Source organism: Streptomyces sp. NPDC017202, from assembly GCF_044331705.1.
GTDB lineage: Bacteria > Actinomycetota > Actinomycetes > Streptomycetales > Streptomycetaceae > Streptomyces.
Map to the genome: position 1 here is coordinate 69,243 of NZ_JBIRNP010000025.1, position 15,018 is coordinate 84,260.

Annotated in this window: 16 protein-coding genes; 9 read left to right on the forward strand and 7 right to left on the reverse strand. The window is 73.2% G+C overall.

The annotated features are described in order from the left end of the window. Positions 1-9 precede the first annotated feature (9 nt). The 5 genes from ACH4N1_RS31265 (at position 10) to ACH4N1_RS31285 (ending at position 3,871) form a co-directional block, all read left to right on the forward strand. Positions 10-417 (forward strand): FMN-binding protein, encoded by a 408-nt coding sequence (locus ACH4N1_RS31265; protein ID WP_398102882.1) that lies wholly within the window; start codon positions 10-12, stop codon positions 415-417. A gap of 1 nt (position 418) precedes the next feature. After that, complete coding sequence (locus ACH4N1_RS31270) at positions 419-1,162, forward strand: FAD:protein FMN transferase (RefSeq protein ID WP_398102885.1); 744 nt, start codon at positions 419-421, stop codon at positions 1,160-1,162. A gap of 197 nt (positions 1,163-1,359) precedes the next feature. After that, a complete protein-coding gene (locus ACH4N1_RS31275) occupies positions 1,360-2,490 on the forward strand; it encodes an ABC transporter ATP-binding protein (RefSeq protein WP_398102888.1) in 1,131 nt (376 codons plus the stop codon). Then, positions 2,487-3,206, forward strand: a complete 720-nt coding sequence (locus tag ACH4N1_RS31280; protein ID WP_398102891.1) for an ABC transporter permease — start codon at positions 2,487-2,489, stop codon at positions 3,204-3,206. The genes ACH4N1_RS31275 and ACH4N1_RS31280 overlap by 4 nt, the downstream gene beginning before the upstream one ends. Then, positions 3,203-3,871 (forward strand): ABC transporter permease, encoded by a 669-nt coding sequence (locus ACH4N1_RS31285; protein ID WP_398102893.1) that lies wholly within the window; start codon positions 3,203-3,205, stop codon positions 3,869-3,871. The genes ACH4N1_RS31280 and ACH4N1_RS31285 overlap by 4 nt, the downstream gene beginning before the upstream one ends. Positions 3,872-3,927: 56 nt before the next feature. Here ACH4N1_RS31285 and ACH4N1_RS31290 read toward each other — a convergent pair whose 3' ends face one another. From ACH4N1_RS31290 to ACH4N1_RS31305, 4 genes are read right to left on the reverse strand one after another with little or no spacing between them, the layout of a single operon-like run. Then, entirely contained in the window at positions 3,928-4,527 is a 600-nt protein-coding gene (locus ACH4N1_RS31290) for a GTP-binding protein (RefSeq protein WP_398102896.1), read from the reverse strand. Further along, positions 4,514-4,954: a DUF742 domain-containing protein gene (locus tag ACH4N1_RS31295; RefSeq protein WP_398102899.1), complete on the reverse strand. Its 441-nt coding sequence runs from the start codon at positions 4,952-4,954 to the stop codon at positions 4,514-4,516. Before ACH4N1_RS31295 ends, ACH4N1_RS31290 begins: the two co-directional genes overlap by 14 nt. Before the next feature lie 37 nt (positions 4,955-4,991). Then, positions 4,992-5,468, reverse strand: coding sequence for a roadblock/LC7 domain-containing protein (locus ACH4N1_RS31300; RefSeq protein ID WP_398102902.1), 477 nt, complete (start codon positions 5,466-5,468; stop codon positions 4,992-4,994). After that, entirely contained in the window at positions 5,465-8,317 is a 2,853-nt protein-coding gene (locus ACH4N1_RS31305) for an ATP-binding protein (protein ID WP_398102905.1), read from the reverse strand. The genes ACH4N1_RS31300 and ACH4N1_RS31305 overlap by 4 nt, the downstream gene beginning before the upstream one ends. A gap of 400 nt (positions 8,318-8,717) precedes the next feature. On the opposite strand from ACH4N1_RS31305, the gene ACH4N1_RS31310 reads away from it, so the two are divergent. From ACH4N1_RS31310 to ACH4N1_RS31320, 3 genes are all read left to right on the forward strand, one after another. Further along, positions 8,718-9,671 carry an ABC transporter substrate-binding protein gene (locus tag ACH4N1_RS31310; RefSeq protein ID WP_398102907.1) on the forward strand — a complete coding sequence of 318 codons (954 nt, stop codon included), beginning with the start codon at positions 8,718-8,720 and terminating at the stop codon, positions 9,669-9,671. A gap of 301 nt (positions 9,672-9,972) precedes the next feature. Next, on the forward strand, positions 9,973-10,428 hold the full coding sequence (locus ACH4N1_RS31315; RefSeq protein WP_398102910.1) for an aromatic amino acid lyase: 456 nt from the start codon (positions 9,973-9,975) through the stop codon (positions 10,426-10,428). 35 nt (positions 10,429-10,463) lie between these two features. Beyond that, positions 10,464-10,892, forward strand: a complete 429-nt coding sequence (locus ACH4N1_RS31320) for an ankyrin repeat domain-containing protein (RefSeq protein ID WP_398102912.1) — start codon at positions 10,464-10,466, stop codon at positions 10,890-10,892. Between the two features lie 109 nt (positions 10,893-11,001). On the opposite strand, the gene ACH4N1_RS31325 is transcribed toward ACH4N1_RS31320, so the two are convergent. Further along, a complete protein-coding gene (locus tag ACH4N1_RS31325) occupies positions 11,002-11,421 on the reverse strand; it encodes a DUF6114 domain-containing protein (protein ID WP_398102915.1) in 420 nt (139 codons plus the stop codon). Beyond that, complete coding sequence (locus ACH4N1_RS31330; protein ID WP_398102917.1) at positions 11,418-12,086, reverse strand: DUF6230 family protein; 669 nt, start codon at positions 12,084-12,086, stop codon at positions 11,418-11,420. The genes ACH4N1_RS31325 and ACH4N1_RS31330 overlap by 4 nt, the downstream gene beginning before the upstream one ends. A gap of 671 nt (positions 12,087-12,757) precedes the next feature. On the opposite strand from ACH4N1_RS31330, the gene ACH4N1_RS31335 reads away from it, so the two are divergent. Then, the gene (locus ACH4N1_RS31335) at positions 12,758-13,396 is read left to right on the forward strand and encodes a Tat pathway signal sequence domain protein (RefSeq protein ID WP_398102920.1); all 639 of its coding nucleotides are present in this window, start codon (positions 12,758-12,760) and stop codon (positions 13,394-13,396) included. Between the two features lie 64 nt (positions 13,397-13,460). Here ACH4N1_RS31335 and ACH4N1_RS31340 read toward each other — a convergent pair whose 3' ends face one another. Continuing rightward, entirely contained in the window at positions 13,461-14,408 is a 948-nt protein-coding gene (locus tag ACH4N1_RS31340) for a lytic polysaccharide monooxygenase (protein WP_398102923.1), read from the reverse strand. Positions 14,409-15,018 lie beyond the last annotated feature (610 nt).

Here is a 15,018-nt window from a genome sequence, read left to right on the forward strand (position 1 = left end):
AGGGACATCGTGAAGCGAGCACTGCCTGTCCTGGTCCTGTCCGTCGTCGGACTCGTCCCCGTCTGGCGCTACCAGCCGCCGACGGGCACCGCGTCCACGGAGGTCGCCGCACCGGCGTCGACGCCCTCCGTCCCGTCCGCCACCTCGTCCTCCGGTGCCGTCGTCGTCACGGGCACGACCGTGCGCACCGACAAGGGCGACGTGCAGGTGGAGGTCACCTTCGAGGGGGAGGAGATCACCGCGGTGCGGATGCTGAAGCAGCCGGACCATCCGCAGACGACGGCGGCCGTGCCGACGCTGGTCTCGGAGACGCTGGAGGCGCAGAGCGCGGACATCGACACGGTGTCCGGTGCCACGCTCACCAGCGAGGGCTACAAGGAGTCCCTCCAGGCCGCGATCGACGCGAAGGGCGCCTGACGTGCACCGCGTCGAACACGTGATGGGGTTCCCGGTCTCCCTGCGCGTCGACGGCCCGGACGACACCGGCGTGGTGGCCGAGGCCGCGGACGCCGTGTTCGCGTGGCTGCGCGAGACCGACGAGCGGTTCAGCCCGTTCAAGGCCGCCAGCGAGGTGTCCCGGTACGGCCGGGGCGAACTGCCCGCCTCCGGGCTCAGCGCGGACCTCGCGGAGATCCTCGGCCTGTGCGAGCGCTACCGGGCGGCCACCGGCGGCGCCTTCGACGCCCGGCTGCCGGGGCGGGGGTTCGATCCCTGCGCGATCGTGAAGGGCTGGTCGGTGCAGCGGGCCGCGGAGCGGCTGGCCGCCGCCGGGGCGGGGCGGTTCTGCCTCAACGCCGGGGGCGACGTCGTCGTCCGCGGCGGCCCGTGGCGGGTGGGCGTACGGCACCCGGAGATCGCCGACAGGCTGTGCACGGTGCTGGAGCTGACCGACGGGGCCGTCGCGACCTCCGCGCGCTACGAACGCGGCGACCACATCGTCGACGGGCGCACCGGGCGGGCGGCGACCGGACTGCTGTCCGTCAGCGTCGTGGCGGCGACGCTGACGGAGGCGGACGCGGTGGCGACCGCCGCCTTCGCGATGGGCGTGGCGGGCGTCGAGTGGGCGGCGGGCCTGCCGGGGTGCGAGGTGTACGCGGTGGACGCGGGGCGAAGTGTCCTGCGCACGGCCGGATTCCCGTCCGCGGGGGCGGGGGCGGCGTGAGTGTGGGGGCGGGGGTGTCGGTCGTCGCGGTCTGGGCACTGGGATGGGGCGCGGTGGTGGCGTGGGCGCTCCCGCGCCCCCGCCGCGCCGTCAAAACCCCCGCGACACAAGCGGTCTAGACTCTCCCCGCAACGGGCTCGGAACCTGCGTGGTCGAGAGCGGGCAGAAACGGCCAGACCCGAAGGGTATTCGGCGCTTTGATACGGATAGATTCAGTCACCAAGCGGTATCCGGACGGCACGGTGGCGGTCGACCGCCTCTCCCTCGAGATACCGGACCGTGCCATCACCGTCCTCGTCGGCCCCTCGGGATGCGGCAAGACGACGACCCTGCGCATGATCAACCGGATGGTCGAGCCGAGCGAGGGCAGCATCCTCATCGACGGCGTCGACAGCCGCCGGCAGCCGGTCAACACCCTGCGCCGCTCGATGGGTTACGTCATCCAGAACGCCGGACTCTTCCAGCACCGCACGATCGTCGACAACATCGCCACCGTGCCGCGCCTGCTCGGCTGGAGCAAGGACAAGTCCCGTGCCCGCGCCCGTGAGTTGATGGAACGCGTCGGTCTCGACGCCTCGCTCGCCAAGCGCTACCCCTACCAGCTCTCCGGCGGACAGCAGCAGCGCGTCGGCGTCGCGCGCGCCCTCGCCGCCGACCCGCCCGTCCTGCTGATGGACGAGCCGTTCTCCGCCGTCGACCCCGTCGTCCGCAAGGGACTCCAGGACGAACTCCTGCGCATCCAGGACGAACTGGGCAAGACCATCGTCTTCGTCACGCACGACATCGACGAGGCCGTCAAGATCGGCACGATGGTCGCCGTCCTGCGCACCGGTGGCCGGCTCGCCCAGTTCGCACCGCCCGCCGAACTCCTGTCGAGCCCCGCCGACGCGTTCGTCGAGGACTTCCTCGGCGCCGACCGCGGCATCCGGCGCCTGTCGTTCTTCTCCTCCGCGGGGCTCGACCTGCTCACCGCGCCGATCGTCGCCGTCGACGCCTCCGCGCAGCAGATCGCCGCCCGCGCCGGCGCCGGAGCGCCCTACCTCCTCGTCACCGACGTCGACGGCAGGCCCCTCGGCTGGAGCGAGCCGGACCGCCTCACCGCGGGCCACGTCGACCCGAGCCGACTGCTGTCCCACGGGCGGCCGTTCGCCGTCGGACAGGACTCGCTGCGGGCCGCCCTCGACTGCGCCGTGCTCTCGCCCACCGGCTGGGCGGTCGCCGTGGACGGCGAGGGGCGGGCGGCCGGGGTCGTCTCCCAGCAGGCCATCGGCGAGGCGATCCGCGGTGCCCACGAGGACAGCGCCGCCCGGACCGGGGCCCTGCGATGAACGGCTTCTTCGACATCCCCAGCGACCTCCAGCACAGCTGGTGGGGACTGATCGGACTGCACCTGCGCGAGGCGCTGCTGCCCGTCCTGGCCGGCCTGCTGCTCGCCCTCCCGCTCGGCCAGCTCTGCGTGCGCCTGCGCTGGTTGTACGCACCGGTGCTGTGGGTGACCACCGTCCTGTACGCCATCCCGTCACTGGCCTTCTTCGTCGTGCTCATCGACTACACCGGCCAGACCGAGCTGACCGTGATGATCCCGCTCACCGTCTACAGCCTGGTCGTCCTGGTCCCCGCCATCGTCGACGCGGTGCGCTCCGTCCCGCAGGAGACCCTCGCCGCGGCCACCGCCATGGGCTTCGGACCGATACGCCGTTACCTCCAGGTCCAGTTGCCGATCGCCGTGCCCGCGATCATCGCCGGGCTGCGGGTGGCCACCGTGTCCAGCATCAGCCTCGTCAGCGTCGGCACCCTCATCGGCAACCAGGGCGCCCTCGGCAACCTCCTGCACGACGCCACCATCTACAACCGTCCCGAACTCGCCTGGAACGCCGTCCTCACCATGGCCGTCCTGGCGATGCTCGCCGACGCAGCCCTGGTCGGCGTACGCATCCTGCTCACCCCGTGGATGCCGAGCGGCGCCGGACGCCGCACGACGTCCGGATCCGCCGGGACCCGGCCCGTGCCGGCCGAACCCGCCCTCGAGGACGCAGCCCGGTGAACGTACTCCACTTCGTCAGCGCCTTCTTCGGCGACAGCGCCCACTGGCAGGGCTACGACGGCATCCCCACCCGCCTGGGCGAGCACTTCGGGTACACCCTGGAAGCGCTCTGCCTGGCCGCCCTGATCGGACTGCCGGTCGGCCTGCTCACCGGTCACTACGGCCGTGGCGGCAACGCCCTCTCCCTGATCGCCACCGCCGGACGGGCCCTGCCCACCTTCGGTCTGCTGGTGCTGATGACCATGCTGATCGGCTTCGGCATGCTGCCCGTGATGATCCCGCTGGTCGTCCTCGCCGTCCCGCCGGTGCTGGTCACCACCTACGAGGCGATGCGCTCCGTCGACCCGTCCCCGGTGGACGCCGCGCGGGGCATGGGCATGGCCGAGACCCGGATCCTGCTCCAGGTGGAACTCCCCGTGGCCCTCCCGCTGATCCTGGGCGGCCTGCGCTCGGCCGCCATCCAGATCGTCTCCACCGCCACCATCGCCGCCTACGTCAGCCTCGGCGGCCTCGGCCGCTACATCATCGACGGCCTCTACCAACGCGACTACGAGAAGGTCGTCGGCGGCGCCGCCCTCACCGCCGGCATGGCCCTGGCCACCCTGGCGGTGTTCTGGGCGGTCGCCAGGGTGACGGTGTCACCGGGGGTGCGCAGAAGCGCGTAGCGGCGGCCGGTTCCGGTGCCCCGGCCGGGTGCCGGAACCGGCCGGCCGGGGCACCGTCACCCCTGCGACCGGGCCAGCGCCTGCTCCAGGACCACCAGCAGCGCGTCCCGCACCGATCCGCGCTCGCGGGCGTCGAAGACCAGGACCGGGACGCCCTCGGACACGTCGAGGGCCCAGCGGACCTCGTCCAGGCCGTGCTCGACCCGGCCGTCGAAGGCGTTCACGGCCACGGCGAACGGGATCTTCTTGTGCTCGAAGTAGTCGACGGCGGCGTAGCAGTCGTCGAGGCGGCGGGTGTCGACGATGACGAGGCCGCCGACCGCGCCCTCCACGATGTCGTCCCACATGAAGCCGAACCGCTCCTGTCCCGGCGTGCCGAACAGGTACAGCTTCAGGGTCGGGTCGATGGTGATGCAGCCGAAGTCCATCGCGACCGTGGTGGTGGTCTTGCGCGGGGTGTGGCTGAGGTCGTCCACCCCCGCCGCCACCTCGGTGATGGCCGCCTCGGTGGTCAGCGGCTCGATCTCGGAGATCGAGCCGACGGCGGTGGTCTTGCCCACGCCGAAGCCGCCCGCGATCACCAGTTTCACCGGCAGCGGCGGCCGTACGGCGGCCTGACCGGCGAAATGGCCGACAAGCGGTTCAGTCGGAGTCACGGAGTACCCCCCGGGAGTCGGGGATGGCCCGCAGGCCATCGATAACCCTGCGCAGGACGGACGCGTCATGGGTGACGCCGGAGTCGGGCACGTGCACCGACAGCTGCCCGGCCGCGCGCAGATCCTCGGCGAGGACCCGCACCACGTTCAGGTGCAGCCGCAGCCGGGCCGCGATCTCCGCGATCGACTGCGGCTGCCGGCATGCGGCGACGATGTCGTGCTGTTCGAAGGAGAGCCGGTCGAGCGCGGCGAGCCCGGCGGCGGTGGCCACCAGCTGGGTCTCCACCGGCATCGGCCGGCCGGCCGCGGCCTCGCCCGAGCCCGCGACCCGGCCGGCGGTGACCAGAAAGGGCCGGACGGCGGACGCCGGGCCGACGGGTGCGGCGCCGTCCTCGCCGGCGCCGCGCGGAGTGCGGCCGTCCGCCATCGGTGGTGGGTTTCCTCTCTGGACCGGCGGCGGACGCTCAGCGCGACCTGGTGGCGCCGACGCTGTTCTTCAGCTCCAGCACGAGCTGCGGGCTGAGCGCGGCACCGGCCCGGTTGGCGAACACGGTCATCTCGTAGGCGATGTTGCCCAGCTTGGCCTCCTTGTCGGTGACCACGCCGAGCACGGCGCCGCTGCCGATCGCGGAGACCAGCACATGGCCGCCCTCCAGATCGATGATGACCTTGTTCAGGCCGCCCAGGCCGTAGTTGCCGGAGGCGCCGGCGGCCAGGCTGGTGATGCCGGAGACGATCGCGGCCAGCCGCTCGGAGTCGGCGTGCTCGCGCAGCTCCGACACGGCGATCAGCAGGCCGTCGGTGGACACCGCGATGGCGTCCACGACCCCGGCCGTCTCGTTGGCGAAACGGTTGAGCAGCCAGGTGAAGTCGGCTGCGGCGGCCCGCAGGTCGGTCGGCGTGGTGTCTCCCGCGGGAGTGCCTCCTGTCGACGTGCTCACTGCTCGGCTCCTTCCGGAAGGTGGTTCTGGCGGTGCATGGTGTTCCGGTCGTCGGTGGGGCGGTCGGTCGTACGGCCGTCGCGCCCGGCGTCACCGGGCAGTGCGCGACCGTCGTCGGGGCGAGGGTGCTCGCCGGTGTCGCGGTGGGCGCGTTCCACGGCCTCCTCGAACTCCTCCAGCGCGCTGCGGACGGCGTCCGCGTCGGCGGGCGGGGGAGCCGACCGCCGCGCGGCCTGCCGGTCGGCGGCCTCCGCGGTGGTCCGCAGCGTGGCCCCGCGGACCCGGCGCCGGAGGGGGCGGGCGCCGTCGTGCGCGGGATCCGCCGGCGGGCGGGGCGCGTCCGCGCCGTCGTGGGGGCGGGCCGCGGGCTCCTCGGCGCCCGGCGCGGTGTCCCCGGCGCGGGGCGCCGGGTGTACGGCACCGTCGGCCGGCCCGGCGGCGGAGGGCCGGCCGACGGCGTGCGGCGCGGGCTCCGCCGTACGGTCGTGGACCGTCGGCTCCTCGGTACGGGGTTCGGGGACGAGCGGGGCCCTGGCCTCCGCCTCCGCTTCCGCCCCGGTCCGGGCCGGCTCGCGCCGGGGGACCCGGCGGGGGAGCGGGACCGGGTCCTCGCCGTCCGTCGCCGCCCAGGCCGGCACGGAGGCCGCCCGGGAGGGGCCGCCCGCAGGGACGGGGGCGGGGGCCGTGGCGGGGGCCGGCGCGGCGGGGGAGTCCGGCGCACCCGGCCGGGCGGCGGCCGTCGTACCGGGCCGGGCGGCGGCCGTCGTACCCGTCGTCCTGCCGGGCGGGAGCGCCACCGTCGCGGGCGCCGCCCCCTGGAGGGCCGTACCGCTCGGCGTCAGGAGCAGGCCGGAGGGGATGGAGACCTCCGCCGTCACACCGCCGCCCGGGGTGCGGGTCAGGGTGACGTCGATCTCCCAGCGGCGGGCCAGCGCGCCGACCACGAACAGGCCGAGCACCTTGGTCGGGACGAGGTCGAGGCGTTCGCGGCGCACCAGGCGGGCGTTCTCCTCGGCGAGCCGCTCGGCGCTCATGCCCAGCCCGTGGTCGGCGACGGTGATCGTCGCGCCGTCGTCGCCGGGCCGGACCCGGACCTCGACGGGGCTGCCCTCGGGGGAGAACGACACGGCGTTCTCGACGAGTTCGGCGATCATCAGGGTCAGGTCGCCGATGATGTCGGGCTCGACCATGACCTCGGTGCCGGCGTACAGCTGCACCCGCTGGAAGCCCTCGATCTGGCCGAGCGCGGCGCGGACCACGTTGGTCAGCGCGGCCGGACCGGAGTCGAGCACGGTCTCGCGGATGCCGGCCAGCAGCATCAGGCTGTCGGCGTTGCGGCGCAGCCGGACCGCGATGTGGTCGATGGAGTAGAGGCGTTCGAGCAGCGCCGGGTCGGTCTCGCCGCGTTCCACGGCGTCGATCAGCGCCAGCTGGCGGGTCGTGAGGTTGCTGACGCGGCGCCCCACGTTGCCGAACATCTCGGCCACGTTGCGCCGGCTGATCACCTGACGCTCCAGCAGCGCGGCCGCGGTCGTCTGGACGTTGTTGAAGGCCTCGGCGAGCGCGCCGATCTCGTCGTCTGCGGTGACCGGCAGCTCGCGCAGCCGCGGCGGCCCGCTCTCCTCGGCGTCGTCGTCGGCCACCCGGGCCAGTTCGCGCCCGGCGACGTCGGCGACCTCCTGCGCGGCCCCGGTCAGGGCCAGCACCGGGCGGATCACGGAGCGGCGCACCAGCGCGGCCAGCGCGATCCAGGTGACGAAGCCCAGCAGCGCCAGGGTCAGCAGCAGGGCCGCGCGCCACTCGGCGGCCGCGTCGGCGTCGTCGGCGCGGTCGGCGATCTGGTCGATGAGCGAGCCGGTGATCCGCAGCCGGGTCTCGGCCTGCTCGTTGTAGCGGTGGTAGGAGTCCAGCGCCTCACGGAACGCGACGCGGATCTCGTTCTTGGACTCGGCCTGCAACGCGCTCGGGTCGACGGCGAGTTCGGCGTAGTGCTGACCGATGACCGCCTGCGCCGAGTTGTGCTCGATGTCGCCGAGCAGCTCCGTCTGCGCCGCGGTGGCGAACCGGGCGAAACGTTCGGCCTGATAGGTGTACAGCTCGTGGGAGCCGACCGCTCCGGTGAACTCGATGAGGGCGTTGCTGTCACCGGTCCGCGCGGAGAACACGCCGGTCTCGTAGGCGCCGTGGGCGGCGTCGGCCCGCAGCAGCGAGTCGAGCAGGTTGCCGGTGAAGGTGGTGGCGAGGGCGGTGTTGCGGTCCAGGCCGAGGCCGTCGATGAGGCCGTCGGCGGCACCCGAGTACGCCGGGTCGATGTTGTCGGCGGGCAGATACCCCTGCTCGATGGTGTCCCGCAGGCCGGCCAGGCCCTCGATCTCGCGCAGCGCCTGCGCCTCGGTGTCCGGCAGCCGGTCGCCGAAGGTGTCCCGCACCGTCTGGACCTGCGTGTCGACGGCGAGCTGGGCGACCCGGTAGGCGGAGGTGGAGGGCGTGCCCCCGTCGAAGGACGCCTCGTACCGCACGGACAGCAGGACGGCCTGCTGGTGCTCGGCCTGCACGTCGGCGACCAGTTGGGCCACCTCGGCGCTGTCCCGGACCAGTTGGGCGGCCGTCTCGGCGTGGTCGGACTCCTCCACCAGGTCGGTGATGACCCACGTCAGCAGCAGGGCGATCACCGCCAGCGGGACGCCGACGAGGATGTTGAGCTTGCGCTGGAAGGGCCACCGGTCGGCGAAACCCCGCAGACCCCGGCGTACGGACGAGACCGCCGGCCGTCGGGGTCCCCCCTGGCCGTGCCGCTCGTGCGAAGCCGGGCGACGGGGAGAGGACGCGTCGACCTCGGTCGTGGACACCAGGCGGCCCCCTTCATGAGGTCGTGCGCACCGCGCGACGCACGCTTCTGTCCGATTCTGATCGATGTTCTCGGCAACCCGGTCGGGCGCGCGACCGCACCACGCAGGGTGCGCCACGGCACCGGAAGTGGCCCCCGCGCACCGCTGTGACCGACGCCGACCTCGGCGAGACTATCGCCTCCGCGATCGATCAAGTGCGTGGCCCTACGTCAAGAATCCATTACAAAGCGCCGCCTCCAGGGTGTCGTACTGGCCATTCCTCCTTCACGGACCATCACAACCGGTCGCGCATCGAAGCCAATCGGTGACCCGGAGGCACTTGACTCACCGAGAACGCGCTGGATTGGATCAGACGGAGTGTTCGTTCTCCCCACCAACCTCCGAGCCCGGAACGGCAGACGTGACTTCCAACGCGCACAGCAGCAGGTCCCTCAGGAACCACCCAGGCGCGGCGGCCGTCGTGCTCGCCGCGATGACGGCCCTGCTGGCGGGTTGTTCCTCCTCCGACGACACCGACCCGCTCTCCGAGGACAAGGCGGCCGCCGACACCGTCGTCGTCGGCTCCAACAACTTCGCCGAGAGCATCCTGCTGGCCGACATCTACGGCGAGGCCCTCAAGGCCAAGGACATCAAGGTGTCCTACAAGCCCAACATCGGCAGCCGTGAGACCACGTACGGCCTGCTCAAGAACGGTTCCATCACCGTTCTGCCCGAGTACAACGGCTCGCTGCTGGCCTACCTCGACGCCAAGGCCGAGCAGAAGTCGCTCGAGGCCGTCAACGCGGCGGCCAAGGCCAAGCTCGACCCCAAGCTGACCCTGCTGGAGTCCTCGCCCGCCGAGGACAAGGACTCCGTCACCGTCAACGCGGACACCGCGAAGAAGTACGGCCTCACCGCGCAGTCCACCCTCGCCGACCTCAAGGACGCCGCTCCCGACCTGGTCCTCGGCGGATCGCCCGAGTTCCAGACCCGGCAGCAGGGCATGGTCGGCCTGGAAGCCGTGTACGGACTGAAGTTCAAGTCCTTCAAGGCGCTGGACGCCGGCGGTCCGCTGACCCAGGCCGCGCTGAAGAAGAACACCGTGCAGGCCGCGGACATCTTCACCACCGACCCGACCATCACCAAGGAGAAGTTCGTCGTCCTCCAGGACCCGGAGAACCTCTTCGGTTTCGCGAACGTGACCCCGCTGGTCTACAAGAGCGGGCTCTCCCAGGAGGGCGTCGACGCGCTCAACGCGGTCTCCGCCAAGCTCGACACCAAGACCCTGCTGGACCTGGACTCCCAGGTGCAGCTGGAGAGCAAGGACCCGCTGGACGTGGCGAAGGCCTGGCTGAAGTCCGTCGGCCTGGGCTGATCCGCCCGCGTCGGACACGACGGCGCACCGGGTCGCCCCGGACGGCGCCACCCGCACCGTCGGCGGGCTGATCGCGCCCGCCGACGGTGCGGCCGTACCCGTCCTGGCCCCCGGGGCACGCGACCGGGCCCCACGGTCCTTCCGCGCCGGCGGCGGCCGACCGCCGCCGACCGGCCGCCGCCGACCGGCCGCCGCCGGGCGGCTGTACGGCCGCGGTACCGGCGTCGGGCGGCTGTACGGCCGCGGTACCGGCGTCGGGCGGCTGTACGGCCGCGGCGCCGGCTCCGGTGCACACCGCGCGGTGCCCGTCGACGCGGACGACGAGACCCCGCTGCTGCCCGCCCGTCAGATCCGCGTGATGCTCGCGATCCGCGCCGACCAGCTCCTCGCCGGCGGCCCCGCCGGCAGCTCCGGCACGATGATCCTGGAGCGCACCGCCCACTCGGCCCTGGCGGAACTGCGTTCCTGCGCCGCTCCCGCCTCCGTCGGCCACGCCGTCCTCTCGCACGGCCTGGAGGAGGCCGCCGGCCTCGCCGGCCAGGCCGCCCGTCAGACGCTGCGCGCGGCGCAGGCGTACCGGACGGTCCTCGGCTGCGAACCGGTCGCCGCCGTAAGGGCGTTGCGGATGCGCCCGGCCCCGGCGGGCGACGCCCTCACCGTGGCGGCCGGCGTCCTGCCCGACGGCACCGAGGACCGCCCGCCGACCGGCGAGGTGACCGCGGCCGCCGAACCGCTGCCCCTGCTCGCGCAATGGTGAGCGCCGGTTCCCGCACACGGCTAACGTCGCTGGACATGAACAGGCGACGGCAGAAGAGACTGGCCGCGGAACTGGTCACCGCGGCGTTGCTGGAGCAGGGCGCCCGGGTCGACGCACTGCTGCGGGCCGGTGCCGATCCGGCGGCGGCCGACCGCGACGGCACCACCGCGCTGTACGTCGCCTCCGTCCACGGCTCGGCCGGCATCGTCCGCAGGCTCCTCGAGGCGGGCGCACCGCCCGACGCGGAGAGCGCCGGGCCCGGCTCGGAGGGCACGCCGCTGTGCGCGGCCGCCTGCTGGGGGCACACCGAGACGGTCCGCGCCCTGCTCGCCCACGGCGCCGATCCCGGCCTGCGCGAGGACCGGGGCACGGGCCGGACGCCGCTGGAGTGGGCGCGGCGGGGGCCGCACCCCGAGACGATCGCCGTACTGCGCGCGGCGGGGGCGGCCGCTTCCCCGCGCTGACGGGCTGGTGGCGGCACCGTCCGCCGCTGCCGACCGGAAGGGGCCGGGGGCGATCCCCGTCGACGGTGGATCGCCCCCGGCCCCTGCGGTGAGCCCGGCGGAGTTCCGCTCAGGCGGGCTCACCGGCCCGCAACGGCGGCCGCCCGGCCGCCCGTGCCGCCTTGCGCCGCTGCCTGCGGACCTTGCGCGGCTCCTGGTCGGGGACCCATCCGAAGGCCAGGCAACTGCCCACGACCCCGAGGAGCAGACCGATGAGGAAGCCGCCCAGGTTCGAGGTGGGCCACGTCCCGAGGGACAGCAGGACGCCGATGATCGAGTAGAACAGCCGCTGGGCCGGGTTGAACAGGAGCAGCAGTCCGATCAGCACCATGAGGGTCGGCAGGAGGTAGCCGGCCAGGCCCTGCATGCCGATGTGCAGGATCACCGGAAGCGGCGCCTTCATGGTCACCAGGATCTCCGCACCGCCCAGGAGGAGCAGCAGACCGCCCGGGAAGGGCCGGCGCGCGGTCCACCGTCGGAAGCCGTTCACCGCGGGCAGCCTTCGCCCCCGAACCGCATGTGCAGGTCGGGCAGCTTGAACACGGCGGCGGTGGCGGCGTAGTTGTGCTGGTACAGGTCGGTGATGACGACCTTGTCCGCCTGCTGGCCGTAGACGCCCGGCAGGCCGCGGGTGTCGACCTTGTCGAAGGTGCTGGCGTCGCGGCCGATCTCGATGTTGTTGAACGCGGCGTTGCCGGTGACGTCGTCCGAGTCGATGGCCAGGTTCTCCACGCTCACCTTGCTGCCCTTGTCGCCGGCGGTGAGGACGAGCTGGATGCCGCCGAGGTCGACGCTCTGGCACATGTTGGTCAGCTTGCCCGACTTCACCACCGAGGTGACGACCAGGACCTGGCCGCCGGTGTCGCCCTCGTTGGGGCTGTTCTCGATCATGTGGTCCAGTGAGCCGAACTGCGCGAAACCGTCTCCCTCGAGCTTGTCGGCGGTCACCACGAACGGCATGCCGGAGATCGCGAACTGCACACCCAGGGCTCCCTGGGCGGTGAGCACCGCGAGACCGGCGGTGACGAGGGTCGCGGGCACGGCCATCACGGCGGCCCGGCGCAGCCGGACCCGGCCGCGTCTGTCTGCGGAACCGCTTTCCGGGTTCCCGGGGGTGTTCTCGGCGGACGACGTGACGTCCGAGGACGAGGCCATGTCTGCTCCCATGGGCATAGGCATGCGGGTTGGGCTTCAGTGGCGTGTTGTCCTGGCGCGGACAGCGGCTGCCGCGTACGTCTCCTCGCAACTCCCGGAAGCCGCAAGGGCTTTCTCGTTACGCGTCAGTAGCCAATCGGGAAGTTACCGATGGTTACACCACAGGGTCAAGGGAGATGTGGAAAAAGGGTGAGCGAGATGTGCTCCCCGCGGGCCGGTGCGCCCGGCGCTCCCGCATATATCTGTGCGTCCATCAACTTCTGTGCGTTGCCTTGACGTTGACGAAGCATCAGGTCTACAACTCTCGGTGACTCAGCCCGGATCCGTGGCGCCGGATCCACAGCGCGGCGAGCCGCTCTCCGCGCTCCCGGACCCGGTCCGGCCGTCCCTCGAAACCGACGGCCGGACCTCCCGTCAGAACGGGTACGACCGCCCGGGCAGCCAGCACGGGCCCCCTCGCGCCCCGAGTCCGATTCCCGTCCGGCGCCGCCACGGCCGCTTCCCCCTGCCGGCCGTGTCCGCCGCCACCTGCGCTGCCGGCCCGTCACGTACGGAGAAGGCGTTCCGGGCCGGCACCGGTCGGGCGTCGACTCGCGTCCCCGCACCTCCCCCGAGTGCACCTCTCGGAACACCCCCTGAGAACACCCCCACTTGAGAAACGAGGCACCCGCATGCGCACTCGCCCTCTCCTCGCCCTCGCCGGCACCGTCGCCGCCCTCTCGCTGACGGCGGTCACCCCGGCCTCCGCGGTCACCCCGGCCGTCCTCACCACGGCCAACGGCGACGTCGCGGTCGGTGACGTCCTCAACGCCTCCCTGGCGAGCGGCACCAACGCCACCCTCTACTCCTCCGCCACCGGCACCAGCGGCGTCTCCTGCGCCTCGTCGGGCTTCAGCGCCACCGTCACCGCCAACCCCACCGCCCCCGGCACGGCCGGCGAGTCGCTCACCGCGCACACCTTCGGCAACTGCTCCGCGAACGTCGCCGGCGTGCTCGGCGTCACCAGCATCACGGTCAACAACCTGCCGTACAAGGCGGCCGTGTCCTCCGCCGGCACCCTCACCGTGACCCCGGCGGCCGGCTCCACCATCCAGACGACGGTCGTGCTGCGCACGCTCCTCGGCAGCATCAACTGCGTCTACAGGGCGCCCAGCCTGACCGGCGTCGCGAGCAACACCGACAACAGCATCACCTTCACCGCCCAGCCCTTCGCCAAGGCGTCCGGCTCGTCGCTGTGCTTCGCGAACGGCTACTTCACCGCCAAGTACGCCCCGGTGACCGACGCGGGCGCCGTCGTCACCGTCAACTGACCACCACGGAAAGGACGAACGAACCTCCTCGGAGAACCGCTCCGGGAGCGAACGGACAACCGGTTCAGCGCCGTCGCAGGCGCAGGACCAGGGCGGCGCCGCCGGTCAGCACCAGCACCGCGGCGGCGCCACCCGCCAGCAGTGGCGCGGACGGCCCGGAACCGGCCCCCGAGGCGGACGCCACCGGGGTGCTCACCGGCGTGGCGGCCTCCGGCGCGCCGGAAACCGCCGCCGTCCCCCGGGCGGGGGCGGCGGACGCCGTCGTACCGGTCGCCCCGCCCGCCGGGGCCGGCGCGGCGGCGGACGGGGACTCCGGCGTGGTGGCGGACGGGGCCTTCGCGGACGGCGCGGGCGGGGCCGCGCCCTTCTCCGGGAACACGACGTCCGAACACGAGTAATAGGTGTCGGGCGTGCTGCTGTTCTGCCAGACCGTGTACAGCACCTGGCGGCCGGTGCGGTCGGCGGGCAGCTTCGCCGTGAGCCGGTAGGCGCCGTCCCGCAGCGCCGGGTCCCTGACCTCGGCGAACGGCCGCTCGGGCAGATCGTCCCAGGTGAGGGGCTGCGACGGGTCGTATCCCGGTTTCGTCAGGTAGAGCCTGAACGTGCCCGTGTGCGGGATCGTCGAGGCGTACGTCATGCGCAGCGTCCCGCCCGGCGTCAGACGGGTCGACGGCCAGTCGGAGCGCGCGAGGTCCAGTCCCCGGTAGGCGGGCAGACCGCCGCTGCACAGCTGCCCGTCGGGGATCGTGCTCCGGTCGCGTCCGCCGACGTCCGCCACCCGCAGGTTGTCCCAGGCGGTGAAGGACGTCCCGTTGGCGGCCACGGCCGCCCGGCAGACGGCGGACCCGGCGGCCGAACCGCCCTCGGGGGAGCAGGCGTAGACCCGGCTGACCGGGGTCGTCGGCGCGCCGTGTGCCTGCGCCGGCCCCGCCGCCCCCAGCAGCACCGGCAGGATCGGGCTCAGGACGGCGGCCGCCAGGGCGGCGGCGCGGTGTGCGGTCGTGCGGCGCATCGGGACGTCTCCTCGGCCGGCGCGGGAACGGTTTCGACGTGCAGTACGCGGCGGCGGCCCGGCGCGTTCACGCCGCCGGCGACCGGGCCTCCCCCGAGCAAACCCGGTCATCCACACACCACTTGCCGTCGGCAAGGGGGGGTGTTCCGGCCGGATCGAGGGTTTCCCCCGTATCCGAACCACCTGTGCCCTGCCTGTCGTTCCGACACAGCTGACCCACAGGTAACCCCTGGGGGCGGCCATCGTGCCTGGCCGGCGACGGCGCCTGCACCTCGGCCACCCAGAACGCGATCAACGCGGCCGTGAGCCGCGGCACGACCGTCGCCGTGGCCGCCGGGAACGAGAACGACAACGTCGCGAACCACTCGCCGGGCAACTGCGACAACGTGATCCTGGAAGCTGCGGGTCCAGGACGTGGCCGCGCAGGACACGGGCGGCTCAACAGCTGGAAGCTGACCTTCCAGGGTCTTTCGCCAGGGATTCACGGACGGGGGGGGGGGGCGGGGGGGGGGGGGGCCCCCCCCCCCCCCCCCCCGCGCCCGCCCCCCCCACCCCCCCCCCCCCCGCCCCCCGCCCCCCCCCCCCCCCCCCCCGCCGCGGGCGCGGCGGC